At 61.8% G+C, this 17,808-nt stretch carries 17 protein-coding genes; 10 read left to right on the plus strand and 7 right to left on the minus strand.

The features are described from left to right. Positions 1–22 precede the first annotated feature (22 nt). The 8 genes from rodA (at position 23) to NR164_RS19470 (ending at position 7,613) form a co-directional block, all read left to right on the plus strand. Positions 23–1,126, plus strand: a complete 1,104-nt coding sequence (rodA, locus tag NR164_RS19435; RefSeq protein WP_017848344.1) for a rod shape-determining protein RodA — start codon at positions 23–25, stop codon at positions 1,124–1,126. A gap of 17 nt (positions 1,127–1,143) precedes the next feature. Next, positions 1,144–2,154 (plus strand): lytic murein transglycosylase B, encoded by a 1,011-nt coding sequence (mltB, locus tag NR164_RS19440; RefSeq protein ID WP_046381928.1) that lies wholly within the window; start codon positions 1,144–1,146, stop codon positions 2,152–2,154. Then, on the plus strand, positions 2,154–3,152 hold the full coding sequence (locus NR164_RS19445; RefSeq protein ID WP_256823133.1) for a septal ring lytic transglycosylase RlpA family protein: 999 nt from the start codon (positions 2,154–2,156) through the stop codon (positions 3,150–3,152). The genes mltB and NR164_RS19445 overlap by 1 nt, the downstream gene beginning before the upstream one ends. Positions 3,153–3,335: 183 nt before the next feature. Next, complete coding sequence (locus NR164_RS19450) at positions 3,336–4,493, plus strand: D-alanyl-D-alanine carboxypeptidase family protein (RefSeq protein WP_046381929.1); 1,158 nt, start codon at positions 3,336–3,338, stop codon at positions 4,491–4,493. 85 nt (positions 4,494–4,578) lie between these two features. Beyond that, on the plus strand, positions 4,579–4,854 hold the full coding sequence (locus NR164_RS19455; RefSeq protein WP_017848340.1) for a DUF493 domain-containing protein: 276 nt from the start codon (positions 4,579–4,581) through the stop codon (positions 4,852–4,854). Further along, positions 4,854–5,501: a lipoyl(octanoyl) transferase LipB gene (gene lipB / locus NR164_RS19460; protein WP_177032033.1), complete on the plus strand. Its 648-nt coding sequence runs from the start codon at positions 4,854–4,856 to the stop codon at positions 5,499–5,501. Before NR164_RS19455 ends, lipB begins: the two co-directional genes overlap by 1 nt. A 26-nt stretch (positions 5,502–5,527) precedes the next feature. After that, positions 5,528–6,529, plus strand: a complete 1,002-nt coding sequence (gene lipA, locus NR164_RS19465) for a lipoyl synthase (RefSeq protein ID WP_162231495.1) — start codon at positions 5,528–5,530, stop codon at positions 6,527–6,529. Positions 6,530–6,680: 151 nt separating this feature from the next. Continuing rightward, complete coding sequence (locus NR164_RS19470; RefSeq protein ID WP_057005929.1) at positions 6,681–7,613, plus strand: LD-carboxypeptidase; 933 nt, start codon at positions 6,681–6,683, stop codon at positions 7,611–7,613. A 129-nt stretch (positions 7,614–7,742) separates the two neighbouring features. Here NR164_RS19470 and NR164_RS19475 read toward each other — a convergent pair whose 3' ends face one another. The 5 genes from NR164_RS19475 to leuS form a co-directional block, all read right to left on the minus strand. Continuing rightward, on the minus strand, positions 7,743–9,068 hold the full coding sequence (locus tag NR164_RS19475) for a lytic murein transglycosylase (RefSeq protein ID WP_046381931.1): 1,326 nt from the start codon (positions 9,066–9,068) through the stop codon (positions 7,743–7,745). 61 nt (positions 9,069–9,129) lie between these two features. Beyond that, positions 9,130–9,294 carry an alternative ribosome rescue factor ArfA gene (gene arfA, locus NR164_RS19480; RefSeq protein ID WP_003176285.1) on the minus strand — a complete coding sequence of 55 codons (165 nt, stop codon included), beginning with the start codon at positions 9,292–9,294 and terminating at the stop codon, positions 9,130–9,132. 161 nt (positions 9,295–9,455) lie between these two features. Further along, positions 9,456–10,493 (minus strand): DNA polymerase III subunit delta, encoded by a 1,038-nt coding sequence (gene holA / locus NR164_RS19485; protein WP_046381932.1) that lies wholly within the window; start codon positions 10,491–10,493, stop codon positions 9,456–9,458. A gap of 39 nt (positions 10,494–10,532) precedes the next feature. Beyond that, the gene (lptE, locus tag NR164_RS19490) at positions 10,533–11,138 is read right to left on the minus strand and encodes an LPS assembly lipoprotein LptE (RefSeq protein ID WP_256823134.1); all 606 of its coding nucleotides are present in this window, start codon (positions 11,136–11,138) and stop codon (positions 10,533–10,535) included. A gap of 89 nt (positions 11,139–11,227) precedes the next feature. Further along, complete coding sequence (leuS, locus tag NR164_RS19495) at positions 11,228–13,834, minus strand: leucine--tRNA ligase (protein ID WP_046381933.1); 2,607 nt, start codon at positions 13,832–13,834, stop codon at positions 11,228–11,230. Between the two features lie 262 nt (positions 13,835–14,096). Between leuS and NR164_RS19500 the strand changes: the two genes are divergently transcribed. Together NR164_RS19500 and NR164_RS19505 are read left to right on the plus strand one after the other, a co-directional pair. Beyond that, complete coding sequence (locus tag NR164_RS19500) at positions 14,097–14,414, plus strand: hypothetical protein (RefSeq protein WP_046381934.1); 318 nt, start codon at positions 14,097–14,099, stop codon at positions 14,412–14,414. A 107-nt stretch (positions 14,415–14,521) separates the two neighbouring features. Next, positions 14,522–15,283 (plus strand): YdcF family protein, encoded by a 762-nt coding sequence (locus NR164_RS19505; RefSeq protein WP_046381935.1) that lies wholly within the window; start codon positions 14,522–14,524, stop codon positions 15,281–15,283. A gap of 114 nt (positions 15,284–15,397) precedes the next feature. Here NR164_RS19505 and lnt read toward each other — a convergent pair whose 3' ends face one another. Together lnt and NR164_RS19515 are read right to left on the minus strand one after the other, a co-directional pair. Continuing rightward, the gene (lnt, locus tag NR164_RS19510) at positions 15,398–16,921 is read right to left on the minus strand and encodes an apolipoprotein N-acyltransferase (protein ID WP_017848329.1); all 1,524 of its coding nucleotides are present in this window, start codon (positions 16,919–16,921) and stop codon (positions 15,398–15,400) included. An 8-nt stretch (positions 16,922–16,929) separates the two neighbouring features. Beyond that, the gene (locus NR164_RS19515; protein ID WP_017848328.1) at positions 16,930–17,769 is read right to left on the minus strand and encodes an HlyC/CorC family transporter; all 840 of its coding nucleotides are present in this window, start codon (positions 17,767–17,769) and stop codon (positions 16,930–16,932) included. Between the last annotated feature and the right edge of the window lie 39 nt (positions 17,770–17,808).

Raw genomic sequence — 17,808 nt, forward strand, 5'->3', positions numbered from 1 at the left:
CATCCTCTCCAGTGAGGATGTGATGCGTCGCCGCGCGACATTGCTGCAGCGCATGCACATTGATGGCCCGTTGTTGATTCTGCTGCTGACCCTGGCCGCCGGCAGTCTGTTCGTGCTGTATTCGGCCAGCGGCAAGAACTGGGACCTGCTGATCAAGCAAGCGTCGTCGTTCGGCCTGGGCTTGTTGTCGATGGTGGTGATTGCCCAGCTGGAGCCGCGTTTCATGGCGCGCTGGGTGCCGCTGGGGTACGTCGCCGGCGTGTTGTTGCTGGTGGTGGTGGACGTGATGGGCCACAACGCCATGGGCGCGACCCGCTGGATCAACATTCCGGGGGTGATTCGCTTCCAGCCGTCGGAATTCATGAAGATCCTGATGCCGGCGACCATCGCCTGGTACCTGTCCAAGCGCACCTTGCCGCCGCAACTCAAGCATGTGGGGATCAGCCTGATCCTGATCGGCGTGCCGTTCATCCTCATCGTGCGCCAGCCGGATCTCGGTACATCGCTGCTGATCCTGGCGGGCGGTGCGTTCGTGCTGTTCATGGGTGGCTTGCGCTGGCGCTGGATTCTCAGCGTGCTCGCCGCTGCCGTGCCGGTGGCCGTGGCCATGTGGTTCTTCTTTATGCATGACTACCAGAAGCAGCGGATTCTCACGTTCCTCGACCCGGAGAGCGACCCGCTGGGCACCGGCTGGAACATCATCCAGTCGAAGGCGGCCATCGGTTCCGGCGGTGTCTTTGGCAAGGGTTGGTTGATGGGCACCCAGTCGCACCTGGACTTTTTGCCCGAGAGCCACACCGACTTCATTATTGCGGTGATGGGCGAAGAGTTCGGCCTGGTGGGCATTTGCGCGTTGCTGCTGATCTATTTACTGTTGATTGGGCGTGGCCTGGTGATCACCGCGCAGGCGCAGACGTTGTTCGGCAAATTGCTGGCGGGCTCGTTGACCATGACTTTTTTTGTTTACGTTTTCGTCAACATCGGTATGGTCAGTGGCCTCTTGCCGGTGGTTGGGGTGCCGTTGCCGTTCATTAGCTACGGCGGAACTTCGCTGGTGACATTGATGTCAGCGTTTGGGGTTTTGATGTCGATTCACACGCATCGCAAATGGATCGCACAGGTTTGAATAAGGTGAAGATGTCAATGCAAGTATTGCGCGGCTGGGCGACTCGGCATGCGTCCTGGATGAGCCTGATCGGGCTGCTGGGCGCCATGCACGAAGCGCAGGCCGGTGACTACGATGGCTCACCTCAGGTCGCCGAATTCGTCGGTGAGATGACCCGTGACTATGGCTTCGCCGGTGAACAGCTGATGGGCGTGTTCCGCGAGGCCCAGCGCAAGCAGGCGATCCTCGATGCCATCTCCCGCCCGGCCGAGCGCGTGAAGCAGTGGAAGGACTATCGCCCGATGTTCCTGACCGACGCCCGCGTGGCCCGGGGCGTGGACTTCTGGCGCCAGCACGAAGCCGCGCTGGCCCGCGCCGAGCAGGAATACGGCGTGCCTGCCCAGGTGATTGTCGCGATCATTGGCATTGAAACCTTCTACGGGCGCAACACCGGCAGTTACCGGGTGATCGATGCCTTGTCGACCTTGAGCTTCGATTACCCGCCCCGCGCTGAATTCTTCCGTAAGGAACTGCGTGAATTCCTGCTGCTGGCCCGCGAAGAGCAGGTCGACCCGCTGACCCTCAAAGGCTCCTACGCCGGTGCGATGGGCTTGCCGCAGTTCATGCCGAGCAGTTTTCGCGCCTACGCGGTGGATTTTGACGGCGACGGCCATATCAATATCTGGAGCAACCCGGACGATGCCATCGGCAGCGTGGCCAGCTACTTCAAGCGCCATGGCTGGGTGAGCGGCGAACCGGTCGTCAGCCGTGCCGACGTGAGCGGCGAGCGCGCCGATGAAGGCCTGACCCAGGGCATCGAGCCGGCCAAGACGGTCGGGGAGTTGCGGGCGCTGGGCTGGTCAAGTCATGATGCGCTGCGCGATGATATGCCGGTCACGGCTTTCCGCCTGGAAGGCGAAAACGGCCCTGAATACTGGATGGGCCTGAAGAATTTCTACGCAATCACGCGTTATAACCGCAGTGTGATGTACGCCATGGCCGTGCATCAACTGTCTGACATGCTGGTCCAAGCACGGGGCAACAAGTAATGCGGGCATCGCCGTTGAAAAAACCGCTCAAGCTGGTGGCGTTTGCCGCGTTGTCCTTGCTGGTTGTCAGTTGCTCCACCAGTCGCGCGCCGACGCAAAAGTCCGGCGGCACCGCTATTCGTTCCCAGCCGGGGCTGGACATCAACCGCGCGCATAAAGACGGTGCGCCGTGGTGGGACGTCGACGTGTCGAAAATCCCGGATGCCACGCCGACCCTGCACACCGGCCCGTACAAGGCCAACCCCTATACCGTGCTGGGCAAGAGCTACTTTCCGCTGCAGGACTCCAAGACCTACGTGCAGTCGGGCACGGCGTCGTGGTACGGGACCAAGTTCCATGGCCAGAACACCGCCAATGGCGAGGTCTACGACCTGTACGGCATGAGCGCGGCCCACAAGACCCTGCCGCTGCCCAGCTATGTGCGCGTGACCAACCTGGACAACAACCGCACGGTGATCCTGCGGGTCAACGATCGCGGGCCGTTCTATTCGGACCGGATCATCGACTTGTCCTACGCCGCCGCGAAGAAACTCGGTTATGCCGAAACCGGCACCGCGCGGGTCAAGGTCGAAGGGATCGACCCCGCGCAATACTGGGCCCAGCGTGGCAAACCGGCGCCGTTGATGCTCAACGAGCCGCAAGCCGCGCAACCGCAAGTCACAGCCTCGGCCGGCAAGATCGAGCAGTGGACGCCACCCGCGCAACAGCACGCGCCCGACACGGTCGTGGTGCCTCGCGCCGCACCGGGTGCTTCGGCTGCCGGTGGGCAATACCTGCAGGTGGGCGCTTTCGCCAACCCGGATGCGGCAGAGCTGTTAAGGTCCAAGCTGAGCAGTATGGTCAATGCGCCGGTCTTCATCAGTTCCATCGTGCGTAATCAACAGACCCTGCACCGTGTGCGTATGGGCCCGATCGGTTCGCCGAGCGAGGTCGCGCAAGTGCAGAACAGCGTGCGCCTGGCCAACCTGGGGCAACCCAGCGTGGTCAGCGCCGAATAAACCGTAAAGGATTGATGGTTCAGGTCCGTGCGCGGGCCTGGGCCCTGGTTGTTGGCTCGTTGAACAATAAAACCCAGGGGCAAGGGGTGAGCAGGCAACCGAACACGCGACAGACCGGTAACGGGCTGTCTGAATAAGTTTTGCCCGCGAGGGCAAGTTTCCATACGTAATTTCGAGAGACGGATGAACATCATCACCTTAGCCAAACGCACGTGCCTGCTTATCTCGCTGATCATCACCCCGGCCGCCTGGGCGGTTGAAATGGTGCCGGCTTCACCGCAACTGGCCGCCAAGGCCTGGGTCCTCATGGATGCCGCCAGTGGCAACGTGCTGGTGGAAAACAACGGTGACCAGCGCCTGCCGCCCGCCAGCTTGACCAAGCTGATGACAGCCTATATCGCGACCCTGGAAATCCGTCGCGGCCAGATCGGCGAAAACGACCCGGTGACCGTCAGCGAAAACGCCTGGCGCACCGGTGGTTCGCGGATGTTCATCAAGGTCGGCTCGCAGGTGACGGTCAGCGACCTGCTGCACGGCATCATCATCCAGTCCGGTAACGACGCCAGCGTCGCCCTGTCCGAGCACATCGCTGGCAGCGAAGACGCGTTCGCCGACATGATGAACAAAACCGTGGCCGACCTGGGCATGACCAACAGTCACTTCATGAACCCGACCGGTCTGCCGAACCCAGAGCACTACTCGTCGGCTCACGACATGGCGATCCTGGCGCGCGCGATCATTCGTGTCGACCCGGTCCACTACGCGATCTACTCCCAGAAGGAATTCTTCTGGAACAACATCAAACAGCCTAACCGCAACCTGTTGCTGTGGCGCGACAAGACCGTCGACGGTCTGAAAACCGGCCACACCGAAGAAGCCGGCTACTGCATGGTGTCGTCCGCCGTGCGTGATGGCCAGCGCCTGATCGCCGTGGTCTTCGGCACCAACAGCGAGCAGGCCCGTGCGGCCGAGACGCAAAAACTGCTGACCTACGGTTTCCGCTTCTTCGAAACCCAGACCTTCTATCAGAAGGGTGCTGAACTGGCGACCGCGCCGGTATGGAAAGGCGCAACCTCGCAAGTCAAGGCCGGCCTGGCTGAAGACCTGACCCTGACCATGCCTAAAGGCCAGCTGAAAAAGCTCGCGGCCAGCATGACCATGAACCCGCACCTGGTTGCACCAATCGCCAAGGGCGACGTGATCGGCAAGGTCGAAGTGAAGCTGGACGATAAAGTGGTACACAGTGCCGACCTGATCGCCCTGGATGCCGTCGACGAGGGTGGTATCTTCCGCCGCGTGTGGGATAGCATCCGCCTGTTCTTCTACAGCTTGTTCAACTGATAAGTGTGCACCTGCAAAGCCCCGTGTTGATCCGACGCGGGGCTTTGCCCGTCGCCACGGCTTACGCTTACGAGGCCGTTACGCCATGACCGATAAAGAAGTAAAGGCGCCAAAGATCGAATTCCCGGTGACGGATTATCCCGTCAAGGTGATCAGCGATACCGGTGTGGGCAACAAGGACAAGATTCTCGACATCGTGCGTAAACACGCGACGATCAACGACAACCGTGTGGATGAGCGTTCGAGCACCAACGGTAAGTACACCACGATCCAGTTGCACATCGTTGCGACCGGTCAAGACCAGCTTTACGACATCAACAGCGAACTGCGGGCCACTGGCTTCGTACATATGGTGCTGTGATGCCGCAGGTCCTGGGCTTTCGCGAGCTCGGCCGGATGGACTACGAGCCCGTCTGGCATGCGATGCAGCGCTTCACCAACGAGCGCGGCACCTCGGCACCCGATGAGATCTGGCTGGTGGAACACCCGCCGGTGTTCACCCAGGGCCAGGCCGGCAAGGCCGAGCATCTGCTACTTCCGGGTGATATTCCGGTGGTGCAGGTCGACCGAGGGGGTCAAGTGACTTACCATGGGCCCGGTCAACTGGTGGCATATCTGCTGCTGGATGTGCGCAAGCTGGGGTTTGGCGTGCGCGACCTGGTGAGCCGTATGGAGGCTTGCCTGATCGAGCTGTTGGCCAGTTACGGCGTGAGCGCCGTGGCCAAGCCCGATGCACCCGGTGTGTATGTGGATGGTGCGAAAATCGCTTCCCTGGGGCTGCGCATTCGCCACGGTTGTTCGTTTCATGGTCTGGCGTTGAACGTGGACATGGACCTGGCGCCGTTCCGGCGCATCAACCCGTGCGGTTATGCCGGGTTGGCGATGACCCAGTTGAGCGACCACGCCACACCGATTAAATTTGCCGAGGTAAGTGCCCGGCTGCGTGCGCAGCTCGTCAAACACCTCGACTATGCTGAGCAGACGACCCTTACGGGCGGAATCGACTGATTATGACTACTGATGCAGTGCAAACCATGATCCCGACGCTGGACGTCACCGAACGTCCGGCCCAGGCCCCGCGTGCCAAGGTGGAAGCCGGCGTCAAGCTGCGCGGCGCCGAGAAGGTTGCACGCATCCCGGTCAAGATCATCCCGACCACCGAACTGCCGAAAAAACCTGACTGGATTCGCGTGCGTATCCCGGTTTCGCCGGAAGTCGACCGTATCAAGGCGTTGCTGCGCAAGCACAAGCTGCACAGCGTGTGCGAAGAAGCGTCCTGCCCGAACCTGGGCGAATGCTTCTCCGGCGGCACTGCCACGTTCATGATCATGGGTGACATCTGCACCCGTCGTTGCCCGTTCTGCGACGTCGGCCACGGCCGGCCGAAGCCGCTGGACGTCAACGAGCCGGAAAGCCTGGCCATCGCCATCGCCGACCTGAAACTCAAGTACGTGGTAATCACTTCTGTCGACCGCGACGACCTGCGTGACGGCGGTGCCCAGCACTTTGCCGACTGCATCCGCGAAATCCGCAAGCTGTCGCCGGACGTGATGCTCGAAACCCTGGTGCCGGACTACCGTGGCCGCATGGACGTCGCGCTGGAAATCACCGCCGCCGAGCCGCCGGATGTGTTCAACCACAACCTGGAAACCGTGCCACGCCTGTACAAGGCGGCGCGTCCAGGTTCGGACTACCAGTGGTCGCTGACCCTGCTGCAGAAATTCAAGCAGATGATGCCGCACATCCCGACCAAATCCGGCCTGATGCTCGGCCTGGGCGAAACCGACGAGGAAGTGATCGAAGTCATGCAGCGCATGCGCGAGCACGACATCGACATGCTGACCCTCGGCCAATACCTGCAACCATCGCGCAGCCACTTGCCGGTACAGCGTTTCGTTCACCCGGACACCTTCGCCTGGTTCGCCGAGGAAGGTTACAAGATGGGCTTCAAGAACGTCGCGTCGGGCCCGCTGGTACGTTCCTCGTACCACGCCGATGAGCAGGCCAAGCTGGTCAAGGCTAGCCTGATTTCGTAATACAGATCTGCGCAACACCGCAGATCCAATGTGGGAGGGGGCTTGCCCCCGATGGCAGTGTGTCAGTCGCTACAGGTACTGGCTGATTCAGCGCTATCGGGGGCAAGCCCTCTCCCACATTTCGTTCCGCGTCATATAGGGAGAATCAGGGATGACCAGTCGACTAGCCGCCGCCGTACCTGCATTGCGTTCTGAAGCCACCATCGGCCTGATCGCACCCGCCGGCCCTGCCGCGCTGGACGTGGAAAAAGCCGGGCAATGGATGCGCGCCCGTGGCTATGAGCTACGCATCTTCCCCGGAGTATATGAACGCGACGGCTACCTGGCCGGCAGCGATGACGTGCGCTTGCGCGACCTGCACGCCGCCTTCGCCAACCCTGATATCGATGCGATCTTCTGCCTGCGCGGCGGCTACGGGACGCCCCGCCTGCTGGACCGCCTGGACTTCGACCTGCTACGCGCCAACCCCAAGCCTTTCGTGGGTTACAGTGATATCACTGCGTTGCACCTGGCAATCAACCGCTATGCCGGTTTTGTGACCTTCCACGGCCCGATGCTGAATGCCGACCTGCTCGGCGACAAGCAGCCACCCACCGAGTCGTCGTTGTTCAACATGCTGCGTGGCCAGGTGGGTGCAGGCAGCGTGCTGGCGCACCCGGTGGCCTACCCATTGACCACGATCGAGCCCGGTATCGCCTGTGGGCGCTTGCTCGGCGGCAACCTGTCGATGATCGCGGCCATGATGGGGACGTCCTACGAAATCGATGCCGAGGGCATCATCCTGTTTATCGAAGACGTCAACGAGCCGATCTACCGCATCGACCGCTTGCTGACGCATCTGCGCCTGACCGGCAAGCTGGCTCAGGTAGCGGGTGTGTTGGTGGGGGACGTGGCGGGGGTGGATAGCACCGCGCTGGAGCGGCTGCTGAAGCAGACCTTCGAACCGCTGTGCATTCCGGTGCTGTCTGGCTGGCGCAGTGGGCATTGCGATCCGAACGTGACGCTGCCGATGGGCGCGCGTGTGCGGTTGGATGCGGGGGAGCAGCGGGTGGTGTTGGAACAGGATGTGGTGTTCAACCGCTGAATCTGTCGTCTGCTAAACCGCTATCGGGAGCAAGCTCCCTCCCACATTTTGACCGCATTTCAAAGGATGTACGCGGTCAAAATGTGGGAGGGGGCTTGCCCCCGATAGCGGTAGTCGCCATAAGCCGATCTAACGGTTCTGCAACGACTCCAGCAACTTCACCGTCGGATAACCATCCGCCGGCCAGCCCAGTGACTGTTGCGCCGCACGGATCGCCTTGCGCGTGTTGGCGCCGATAATCCCGTCCGGGTTGCCCGCGTCATAGCCATTGCTGCTGAGTACGGTCTGCAGGTCAATGCGCTGGGAACGACTCAGCGGCAGTTCATCTTTCGGCCAATCGCCACGAATCACACCACTTCCGCCGAACCGTTCCGACAGCAGGCCCACGGCCAGTGCGTAGGACGACGAGTTGTTGTACTTGAGGATTGCGCGGAAGTTATCCAGCACCAGGAACGCCGGGCCGCGGTAACCCGCTGGCAGCAGCAGGGCGGCGGAGAGTTGGTCGACGTTAGGCGGCATGCTCGCTCCCGGTGGCAGCTGGATGCCCAGCTTCAGCCAGTCGGCGACGGTCTTGCGCACGCCACCGTCGGCCAGGGTGTAATCGAAGTTGGCCGGTAATTGTTTGACTTCGAAACCCCACGGCTGGCCTTTCTGCCAGCCGGAGCTTTGCAGGTAATGCGCGGTGGAGGCGAGGGCGTCGGCCGGGCTGTTCCAGATATCGCGGCGACCGTCGCCGTCGAAGTCCACGGCGTGGGTGTTGTAGGTGGTCGGGATGAACTGGGTCTGGCCCATGGCGCCGGCCCACGAACCGCGCATCTGGTCGGCCTGGATATCGCCGTGCTGGATGATTTGCAGCGCCGCAAGCAATTGCGCCTGGGCAAAGGCCGGGCGCCGGCCTTCGTAGGCCAGGGTCGCGAGGGAACGGATCACCGAGTTATTGCCCTGGAACTGACCGAAGTTACTTTCCATGCCCCACACCGAGACCAACGCCTGGCGGTCGACGCCATAACGTTGCTCGATGCTTTGCAGGATGTCGGCGTACTTGACCAATAGTGCCTGGCCATTACGCACGCGTACTGGCGACAGGGCGCCGTCGAGGTATTCCCACACCGGGCGGGAAAATTCCGGTTGGCTGCGGTCGGCGCGGATCACCGCCATGTCCGGGGTGACGTTGGCGAAGGCGATATCAAACACGGCCGGGGTAATGCCGGCCTTCAAGGCTTGCGCACGGAAACCGGCCTGCCATTCGGCAAAGGTCTGGGTGGGCTGGATGTCCAGGTTATCCACAGCCAGCGGGGCCACGACAGCGGGCGCTACGACCGGTGCGGTCGACAGTGTCGGCAAGGGTTGAGCATCTGCGGCGGTAGGTTTTTCCGCGCAGGCGACAAGCAGAATGAGGCTGGAGGCAGCGATCAATTGGCGAAGGTGCCAACGACGGGAAAGACTAGAGGGCATGCACAGGTCCAGGGATTACAAATCAAGTGCTGACCTTATCATGCCGGAGGGGCGCTTGCCTTCAGGCGGCCAGAAAGTAAGAAGCCTCCCAGCTATTAGACTGGAAGGCTTCGCGGCGGTAGCTGCCTTTGCCCTTGCCGGCGCGTTCCTGACGGCTGCGGAACAGTGGCTGGGCGATGATGGATTTGGCCTTGTTGGGGCCATGCTTAGATGGCTTTTTGCTCATGGTCGTTACTCTCTTCAGGTGGGATGCAGCGGTGCAAATCATCTGCCGAAGTCTGGCCGCTGTAAAGCCCGACAAGTTTTTTGAAATACAAATGCAGCCAACATGTGGGAGGGGGCTTGCCCCATCCCGCATTGGTTTTGCGGTGTTTTTAAGAGGGGGGGTTATTCGGCAGGTAATGTCAGGCGCTGGCCAGACATCAGCAGTGACAAACGGCTCAGGCTCATCCACGGCGAACCCGCTGCCTGGCCCTTGATTTGTGCATCGATGCGCTGGGCTTCGAGCAACAGTTGCGCCCAGCGTTGCGCCGAGTGCCGCTGCAGGGCTTTGCTCATCAGCGGTTTGCGCTTGTCCCAGACCGGCGGTCTGGCTTGGCTGAAGCATTTGTCCAACGGCGTGCCCTGGCTGTATTGCAGCGCAATATTGGCCAGTACCCGCAACTCGCGAGCCAGCGCCCAGAGAATCACCGGCGGTTCCACGCCTTCACCGCGCAACCCTTCGAGCATGCGCAGGGCGTGCGCAGGCTCGCCGTTGAGGATGGCGTCCACCAGCCCGAACACGTCAAAACGCGCGCTGTCAGCCACCGCGCCTTGCACGGTTTCGACGGTGATCTGCCCGTCTTCGGCCATCAGCTTGAGCTTTTCGATCTCTTGGGCGGCGGCAAGCAGGTTACCTTCGACCCGGGCGGCGATCAGTTCCACGGCGTCCTGCGTGGCCGACAGCCCCGATTGGGACAGGCGCTGACGAATCCACTGCGGCAACTGATTGCTGTCCACCGGCCAGATCTGGATGAACTGGGTCTGTGCCCCTTCCACCAGCGCTTTGCCCCACTTGGTTTTCTGCGCGCTGCCGTCGAGCTTGGGCAGGCTGATCAGCAACACCGTGTCTTCGGCAGGCCGCGAACAGTACTCGATGAAGGCCGCCGCGCCCTTGTCGCCGGGCTTGCCCGACGGCAGGCGCAGTTCCAGCAGGCGTTTTTCGGCAAACAGCGACATGCTCGCGCCGGCTTGCAGCAGCGTGCCCCAGTCGAAACTGGCGTCGGCGCTGAACACCTGGCGTTCGTCGAAGCCTTGCTGGCGCGCGGCGGTGCGAATGGCGTCTGCCGCTTCCTGGCACAGCAACGGGTCATCGCCGCTGACGATATAGACAGGCGCGAGAGCACCTTGCAGGTGTTTGGCGAGTTGGGCGGGGGCGAGTTTCATAGGCGCGATGAACGGGGCGCCTGGGGCGCCCCGTCTGGCTTAGTCTACAGGGACTTCAACAGGCGATTGTTTCGGCGTGTTGTTTTCGTACTCTTGCGCGGCTTTCAGGGCGTCGGCGTCAGCCTTGGCCTTGTTGTCGGCGGTCTGTTGCAGCAGTTCCAGTTTTTCCGGCGTCAGCTGTTGCAGGCGCAGCATCACGCGTTGGACCAGCTCACGACGCATTTCTTTGCGCACCTGGGTCATTTCCGAGTCCGAGCCCACCAGGTTGTTGCCATCGTGGCTCACGACCTTTTGCACTTCGATCTTGTCACCCATCAACGGCAGATGGTCGCGGCCCTGCATTTCAAACGTCAACGAGGTGTTCAGCTCGATATCGGACGCACGGCCGGCGCTGGCGTAGCTGAGGTTACGCTGGGTTTCTTTCTCGTCGGCCAGGAACAGCTTGTAGGTCGCGCCGGTGTAGACGTGTACGCCACTGTTTTTCAGGGTGTCGCGCAGTTGCACAACGGTTTCGCCGTAGGCGTTGCGGGCGCTGACGTCCAATTCCTTGATGGTCAGTTCATTGGTGCCGGTACCGCGCAGCTGGAAGCCGCAAGCGCTCAGCAGCACAGCAAGGCCCATCACCAGCAAATTGCGTTTGATCATTTTATTGCTCCCCTTGAAACCATGCGGGCCTTATCGAGGCCCTGAAGGTTTAGTTCGGCGCAGCGCTCAAGCCCTGCGCCCGATCCGATTTAGCTGGCGACGATATTGACCAGTTTACCCGGCACGACGATCACTTTGCGGATCGTCAGGCCTTCGGTAAAGCGCAGTACGTTCTCGTTGCAGCGCGCGGCCGCTTCGACGTCTTCGCGGCTGGCGCTGGCCGGCATGTCGATCTGGCCGCGCAGTTTGCCGTTGACCTGGATCACCAACTGCAGCGTGTCCTGGACCAGCGCGCTGTCATCCTGCACCGGCCAGCGGGCGTCAATGACGGCTTCGCTGTGGCCCAGGCGGTGCCACAGTTCGTGGCTGATGTGCGGCGTGATCGGGGCCAGCAGCAAGGTGACCGTCTCGAGGCCTTCGTGAACCAGCGCACGCTCCTGTTCGGTGGCTTGCGGGGCTTTTTCCAGCACGTTCATCAGTGTCATCACCTGGGCGATGGCGGTGTTGAACTTGTGGTTCTGGCCCACATCCTGGCTGGCTTGCTTGATGGCCAGGTGGGTGCTGCGGCGAATGGCTTTCTGCTCGTCGCTCAAGGCGGCCACATCCAGCTTGCCCGGCAGGCCCTGGCTGACATGGGCATGGGCCAGGCGCCAGACGCGCTTGAGGAAACGGTGCGAACCTTCGACGCCGGAGTCGGACCATTCGGCGCTCATGTCCGGCGGCGAGGCGAACATCATGAACAGGCGGCAGGTGTCGGCGCCGAACTGGTCGATCATCGACTGTGGGTCGACGCCGTTGTTCTTCGACTTGGCCATCTTCTCGGTGCCACCGATTTCCACCGGCAGGCCGTCGGCGATCAGCTTGGCGCTGATGACCTTGGCTTTGCTGTCGCGCTCGAGCTCGACATCCGCCGGGTTGAACCAGGTGTAGCTGCCATTGGCTTCGCGACGGTAATACGTCTCGGCGATCACCATGCCCTGGGTCAGCAGGTTCTTGAACGGCTCGTTGGAGCTGACCAGGCCTTCGTCGCGCATCAGCTTGTGGAAGAAGCGCGCGTACAGCAGGTGAAGAATGGCGTGTTCGATACCGCCGATGTACTGATCCACCGGCAACCAGTGGTCGGCCGCCGATTTCTCGACCAGGCCACCCTCGTAGTGCGGCGAGGCATAACGGGCGTAGTACCACGAGGACTCGACGAAAGTGTCCATGGTGTCGGTTTCGCGCTTGGCTGGCTGGCCGCATTTCGGGCAGCTGCACTCGTAGAACTCAGGCATGCGCGCCAAAGGCGAACCGGCGCCGTCCGGCACCACGTCTTCCGGCAGGACCACCGGCAACTGGTCTTCCGGCACCGGCACGTCACCGCAGGTTTCGCAGTGGATGATCGGGATCGGGCAGCCCCAGTAACGCTGGCGGCTGATGCCCCAGTCGCGCAGGCGGAACTGGGTGCGCGAGGCACCGAGGTTTTTCTTGATCAGCGCGACTTCGATGGCGTCGAAGGCGCCGGCGAAGTCCAGGCCGTCGAACTCGCCGGAGTTGATCAGTTCACCGTGCTCACCGTAGGCGTCTTGCCACGGGGCCGGGTTGGTGTCGCCCGAGCTGGTGCGTACCACGGATTTGATCGGCAGGTTGTACTGGGTGGCGAATTCGAAATCGCGTTCGTCGTGGGCCGGCACAGCCATTACTGCGCCATCGCCGTAGTGCATCAGCACGTAGTTGGCGACCCATACCGGCAATTTTTCGCCGGTCAGCGGGTGCTCGACGAACAGCCCGGTCGGCAGGCCTTTTTTCTCCTGGGTGGCGACGTCGGCTTCCGCCACGCTGCCGCCTTTGCATTCGGCGATGAACGCCTGCAGCTCAGGGTTGTTCTGCGCGGCCTGGCTGGCCAGCGGGTGTTCCGCGGCCACGGCGACGTAAGTCGCGCCCATCAGGGTGTCCGGACGGGTGGTGAAGACTTTGAGGGTGCCCGCTTCGCCGATCGAATCGACGTTGTACGGGAACTGCACTTCCATGCCCTTGGACTTGCCGATCCAGTTGCGTTGCATGGTCTTGACCTGTTCAGGCCAGCCCGGCAGGTCGTCGAGGCTCGACAAGAGTTCATCCGCGTAGGCGGTGATCTTGAAGTAGTACATCGGGATTTCGCGTTTTTCGATCAGCGCGCCGGAACGCCAGCCGCGACCGTCGATCACCTGCTCGTTGGCGAGCACGGTCTGGTCGACCGGGTCCCAGTTCACGGTACCGTTCTTGCGGTAGATCACGCCTTTTTCGAACAGGCGGGTGAACAGCCATTGTTCCCAGCGATAGTAGTCCGGCTTGCAGGTGGTCACTTCGCGGGACCAGTCCACCGCCAGGCCCAGGCTGCGCAGCTGGGTCTTCATGTAGGCGATGTTTTCGTAGGTCCACTTGGCGGGCGCTACGTTGTTCTTCATCGCGGCGTTTTCCGCCGGCATGCCGAAGGCGTCCCAACCCATGGGTTGCAGGACATTCTTGCCTTGCATGCGCTGGTAACGGGAAATCACGTCGCCGATGGTGTAGTTACGCACGTGCCCCATGTGTAGCTTGCCGCTGGGGTAAGGGAACATCGATAGGCAATAGAACGTCTCCTTGCCCGGCTGTTCACTGACTTCAAAGGACTTTTGCTCGTCCCAGAAGGTTTGGGCGGCATTTTCTATTTCACGGGGCTGATATTGTTCGTGCATGGCTACTTTTGAACTGAATAGGGGTGGCCTAATCCTCTTCGGTGCATTGTCCGAGCTGGCCGACACCATAAAGCGCCGCGTCCGTGCCCAAACCCTGCGGGAAGTGGAGTTACAGGAAGCGCCGTAGCATACATGACCCCACTCTATCGAGGGAAACCCTGATTGCGCGGTCGAGGCCGTCTGTCGCGGCGCCGGGCAGGCGCAGCCATGGGGGCTACGCTGTTTATTGGGGAGTGAGTCTTATCTTCAATGAGGTGAGGGGATGGTGGAATCGCAGCGAATGTTATCTAAACCGGATGTGTACCAAGGACTCATCGACCGTTTGGGTCGTGCATTGGATGCAGCAAGTACGGCGGGTCGATTGCGTGATGAGCAGCCCGTCGAGTTGGAACTGCGAGGCTTGAGCCACGCGGAGCTGGAACTGATCAAGGCTTACCTGGCAAGGAACGAACGTTCGGCTTTTACCGGCGTGGCGAGCACGCCGCCCAACGAGCCCGTGCGGTCGGCCAAGGTGGTGTGGCTCAAGGATGTGTCAGCCGCTCGCGGTCCGGAAAAACATCGGTCCGTGCGGTTCAAGTAATACATGCCCCTTAGTTTCCTGATCATCGCTGACTCTGCTTCGTTCTTGTAAAGATTGTCGCTAAACCCCGTTACACCTTAGGCTTCGGGCATCTATGGAGATGCTCGATGCCTATTCGTTATTTCATCAAACAACTGCTGTTGCCGCCCGGCATTCTCTTGCTGTTGCTGGCCCTTGCCTGGTGGTTTCGCCGCAGCCGCCCGCGCCTGGCCGGCTGCTGCTTTGCCCTCGGCCTGGGCGGGATGTGGCTGATGAGCCTGCCGATCATGGTGGAGTGGGGCGCGCGCGCCCTGGAGACGGCGCCGCCGTTGGCCCGGGAGGACTGGTCGAGCCTGGCCCGACGCGCCGATGCCATTGTGGTGCTGGGTTCGGGGCGCGAGCGTGGCGACCCGGCCTGGGGTTCGGACCAGCCGACCGGCATCGGGCTGGAGCGTCAGCGCTACGCCGCGCGATTGGCCAAGGCCTCCGGGCTGCCGGTGCTGACCAGCGGCGGTTTGCATTACGGCACACCGCCCAGCGAAGCTGAGTTGATGGCGGTGTCGATGCGGGACGACTTCGATGTGGCGGTGCGCTGGAAGGAAGAGCGCAGCCGCACCACCTGGGAAAATGCGCAGATGAGTGCCGAGATTCTGTTGCCCGAGGGGGTCAAGCGCGTCGTGGTGGTGACCCAGGCCTGGCATATGCCGCGTGCGGTCTGGAGCTTTGAAAAAGCCGGTTTCAGCGTGGTGCCGGCGCCGGTCGGCTTCCTCGGCGAGGATAACGCGCGGCCGCTGGGTGGCTGGATGCCGGAGTTCAAGTCGGTGTGGCAGAGCGGGCAGTTGCTCAATGAGGCGGTGGGGCAGGTGGGGTATCGGTTGTTCTACCGATAGCACCGCAAATCAAAATGTGGGAGGGGGCTTGCCCCCGATTGCGGTGTATCAGTATCAAATCTACTGACTGACACACTGCTATCGGGGGCAAGCCCCCTCCCACATTTGATTCTGTTAGACGGTTTTGGACATTCGGCCGGCCAGCAGCGCCCAACCAAACAACACCAGGCACACCACGATCAGCGGCCACGAACGCCATTGCAGGTACGGCGTGAGGTTGTGCATCGGCACCACTTCGCCATAGAGGATGCCGCGCTCGAACTGCGGGATCTGCGCGGTGATCTGCCCATACGGGTTGATCAGCCCGGTCACGCCGTTGTTGGTGGCGCGGATCATCCAGCGGCCGGCTTCCAGCGCACGCATCTGCGCCATTTGCAGGTGCTGCAAGGGACCGATGGAGGTGCCGAACCAGGTGTCGTTGCTGATGGTCAGCAGCAAGTCGCTCTGGGCCGAGAGGCTGGCGGCGAATTCCGGGTAGACCACTTCATAGCAAATGAACGGTGCAATCTGATAGCCCTTGGCCTGTAGCATCGCCTGGTCGGACGGGCCGCGGGCGAAGTCCGACATGGGCAGGTCGAAGAAGGCAATCAAGCCGCGCAGCATGTCCTGCAGCGGCACGTACTCGCCGAAGGGCACCAGCTTCTGTTTGAGGTAGGTGCCGTCACCTTCGCCCACGACGGTGATGCCGTTGTAGTAGCGCTTCTGGTGATGCACTTCCTGGCGAATCGGCACGCCGGTAATCAGCGCGGTGTGCCGTTCGGCGGCGAACTTGCCCATCATCCCGAGGTAGCCCTCGACGGACTCCTTGAGCACCGGCACGGCCGTTTCCGGCCATATCAGCAGGTCGACCCGCTTGGAGCTGAAGCTCATGTCGCGGTACAGCGCCAGTTGTGCATTGAGCTGCTCGGGGTCCCACTTCATGCTTTGTTCGACGTTACCCTGGATCGCCGCCACGCTCAGCGGGTCGCCGGACGGTGAGGTCCAGGCGTGATGCTTGAGGGCCAGGCCGATGGCCCAGGGCGCCACCAGCAGCAACAGGCCAGCGCCGATGAAGGCGTTGCGCTGGGTCGCCAGCAGGCGCGGCAGGTTGCACAGCAGGGCGGCGGTCAGGGCCAGGGCGAAGGAAATCAGCCACATCCCACCCAGCGGCGCGAGGCCGGTGAGGGGGCCGTCAAGTTGGCTGTAACCGGAGTACAACCAGGGAAAACCGGTCAGGAACCAGCCCCGGAACGCTTCCTGGCCGACCCACAGCGCCGCAAACGTCAGGGCATCGGCCAGTGGCGCTTCATTGCGCCGCAGCCAGCGCGCCCACAACCAGGCGGGCAGGGCGAAGAACAAGGCAATGGCGGCGGTGAACGCCAGCATCAGCAAGCCAGCCAGCAACACCGACGCGCCGCCGAAGTGGTGGATACTGTAGTAGATCCAGCTGGTGCCGGCGCCAAACAGGCCGAAACCGAAACACCAGCCACGGCCGAGGGCCTGGCGTGGGGACAGCTCGCGCAGCCCGATATAGAACAATCCGGCCGCGACCAGCGCAAGCGGCCACAGATCGAATGGCGCCAGCGCCAGGGTGGTGATGGCGCCAGCCACCACGGCCAACAAGTTGCCGGGCCAGCCGGGTGCGATGAAACGGCGCATGTCAGTCCTTAACGGGCAATAGGTGTCAGGCGAATCAGATGAATCCGGCGGCTATCGGCATTCAGGATGCGGAAGCGATAAGCGCCGATCTCGGTGGTCTCGTTACGCTTGGGCAGGTGCCCGAACGCACTCATCACCAGGCCGCCGACGGTGTCGAACTCGTCGTCGGAAAATTCGCTGTCGAAGAACTCGTTGAAGTTCTCGATCGGCGTCAACGCCTTGATCAGGAAATCACCGCTCGGCAGCGGCTTGATGTAGCTGTCTTCTTCGACGTCGTGCTCGTCTTCGATATCGCCGACGATCTGTTCCAGCACGTCTTCGATGGTCACCAGGCCGGCGACGCCGCCGTATTCGTCAATCACGATGGCCATGTGGTTGTGGTTGGCGCGAAACTCGCGCAGCAGCACATTCAGGCGCTTGGATTCGGGGACGAAGGTGGCCGGACGCAGCAGGTCCTTGATGTTGAAGCTGTCGCCGTTCTCCTTGAGGATCAGCGGCAGCAAGTCCTTGGCCAACAGGACACCCATGACGTCGTCATGGCTTTCGCCGATCACCGGGTAGCGCGAGTGCGCCGAGTCGATCACGGCCGGGAGGAATTCCCGTGGGGTCTGGGGCGCCTTGATGCTGATCATCTGCGAACGCGGGACCATGATGTCCCGAACTTGCAGGTCAGCCACCTGGATGGCGCCTTCGACGATGGCCAGCGCTTCGCTGTCCAGCAACTTGTTCTGATGGGCCTCGCGCAGCAGCTCCAGCAGCTCCTGGCGGTTTTTCGGCTCGTGGGCAAAAGCCTGGGTCAGTTTACCCAGCCATGACTTTTGCCCGTTGCTCGATCGGTCTTCGCTCATAGCGATTACTCTAAATCCTTTGATGTTTCAGTTGAGTGT

It is taken from the genome of Pseudomonas sp. Pse79 (genome assembly GCF_024519615.1).
In the GTDB taxonomy this organism is placed as follows: Bacteria; Pseudomonadota; Gammaproteobacteria; order Pseudomonadales; family Pseudomonadaceae; genus Aquipseudomonas; species Aquipseudomonas veronii.

Coding starts and splice junctions, on each gene's coding strand:
- lipB (WP_177032033.1), top strand. CDS start 4,854: ATGCCGCAGGTCCTGGGCTTTCGCGAGCTCGGCCGGATGGACTACGAG.
- NR164_RS19450 (WP_046381929.1), top strand. CDS start 3,336: ATGAACATCATCACCTTAGCCAAACGCACGTGCCTGCTTATCTCGCTG.
- lptE (WP_256823134.1), bottom strand. CDS start 11,138: ATGATCAAACGCAATTTGCTGGTGATGGGCCTTGCTGTGCTGCTGAGC.
- NR164_RS19470 (WP_057005929.1), top strand. CDS start 6,681: ATGACCAGTCGACTAGCCGCCGCCGTACCTGCATTGCGTTCTGAAGCC.
- leuS (WP_046381933.1), bottom strand. CDS start 13,834: ATGCACGAACAATATCAGCCCCGTGAAATAGAAAATGCCGCCCAAACC.
- mltB (WP_046381928.1), top strand. CDS start 1,144: ATGCAAGTATTGCGCGGCTGGGCGACTCGGCATGCGTCCTGGATGAGC.
- NR164_RS19475 (WP_046381931.1), bottom strand. CDS start 9,068: ATGCCCTCTAGTCTTTCCCGTCGTTGGCACCTTCGCCAATTGATCGCT.
- NR164_RS19505 (WP_046381935.1), top strand. CDS start 14,522: ATGCCTATTCGTTATTTCATCAAACAACTGCTGTTGCCGCCCGGCATT.
- NR164_RS19445 (WP_256823133.1), top strand. CDS start 2,154: ATGCGGGCATCGCCGTTGAAAAAACCGCTCAAGCTGGTGGCGTTTGCC.
- rodA (WP_017848344.1), top strand. CDS start 23: ATGCGTCGCCGCGCGACATTGCTGCAGCGCATGCACATTGATGGCCCG.
- holA (WP_046381932.1), bottom strand. CDS start 10,493: ATGAAACTCGCCCCCGCCCAACTCGCCAAACACCTGCAAGGTGCTCTC.
- NR164_RS19515 (WP_017848328.1), bottom strand. CDS start 17,769: ATGAGCGAAGACCGATCGAGCAACGGGCAAAAGTCATGGCTGGGTAAA.
- NR164_RS19455 (WP_017848340.1), top strand. CDS start 4,579: ATGACCGATAAAGAAGTAAAGGCGCCAAAGATCGAATTCCCGGTGACG.
- arfA (WP_003176285.1), bottom strand. CDS start 9,294: ATGAGCAAAAAGCCATCTAAGCATGGCCCCAACAAGGCCAAATCCATC.
- lipA (WP_162231495.1), top strand. CDS start 5,528: ATGATCCCGACGCTGGACGTCACCGAACGTCCGGCCCAGGCCCCGCGT.
- NR164_RS19500 (WP_046381934.1), top strand. CDS start 14,097: ATGGTGGAATCGCAGCGAATGTTATCTAAACCGGATGTGTACCAAGGA.
- lnt (WP_017848329.1), bottom strand. CDS start 16,921: ATGCGCCGTTTCATCGCACCCGGCTGGCCCGGCAACTTGTTGGCCGTG.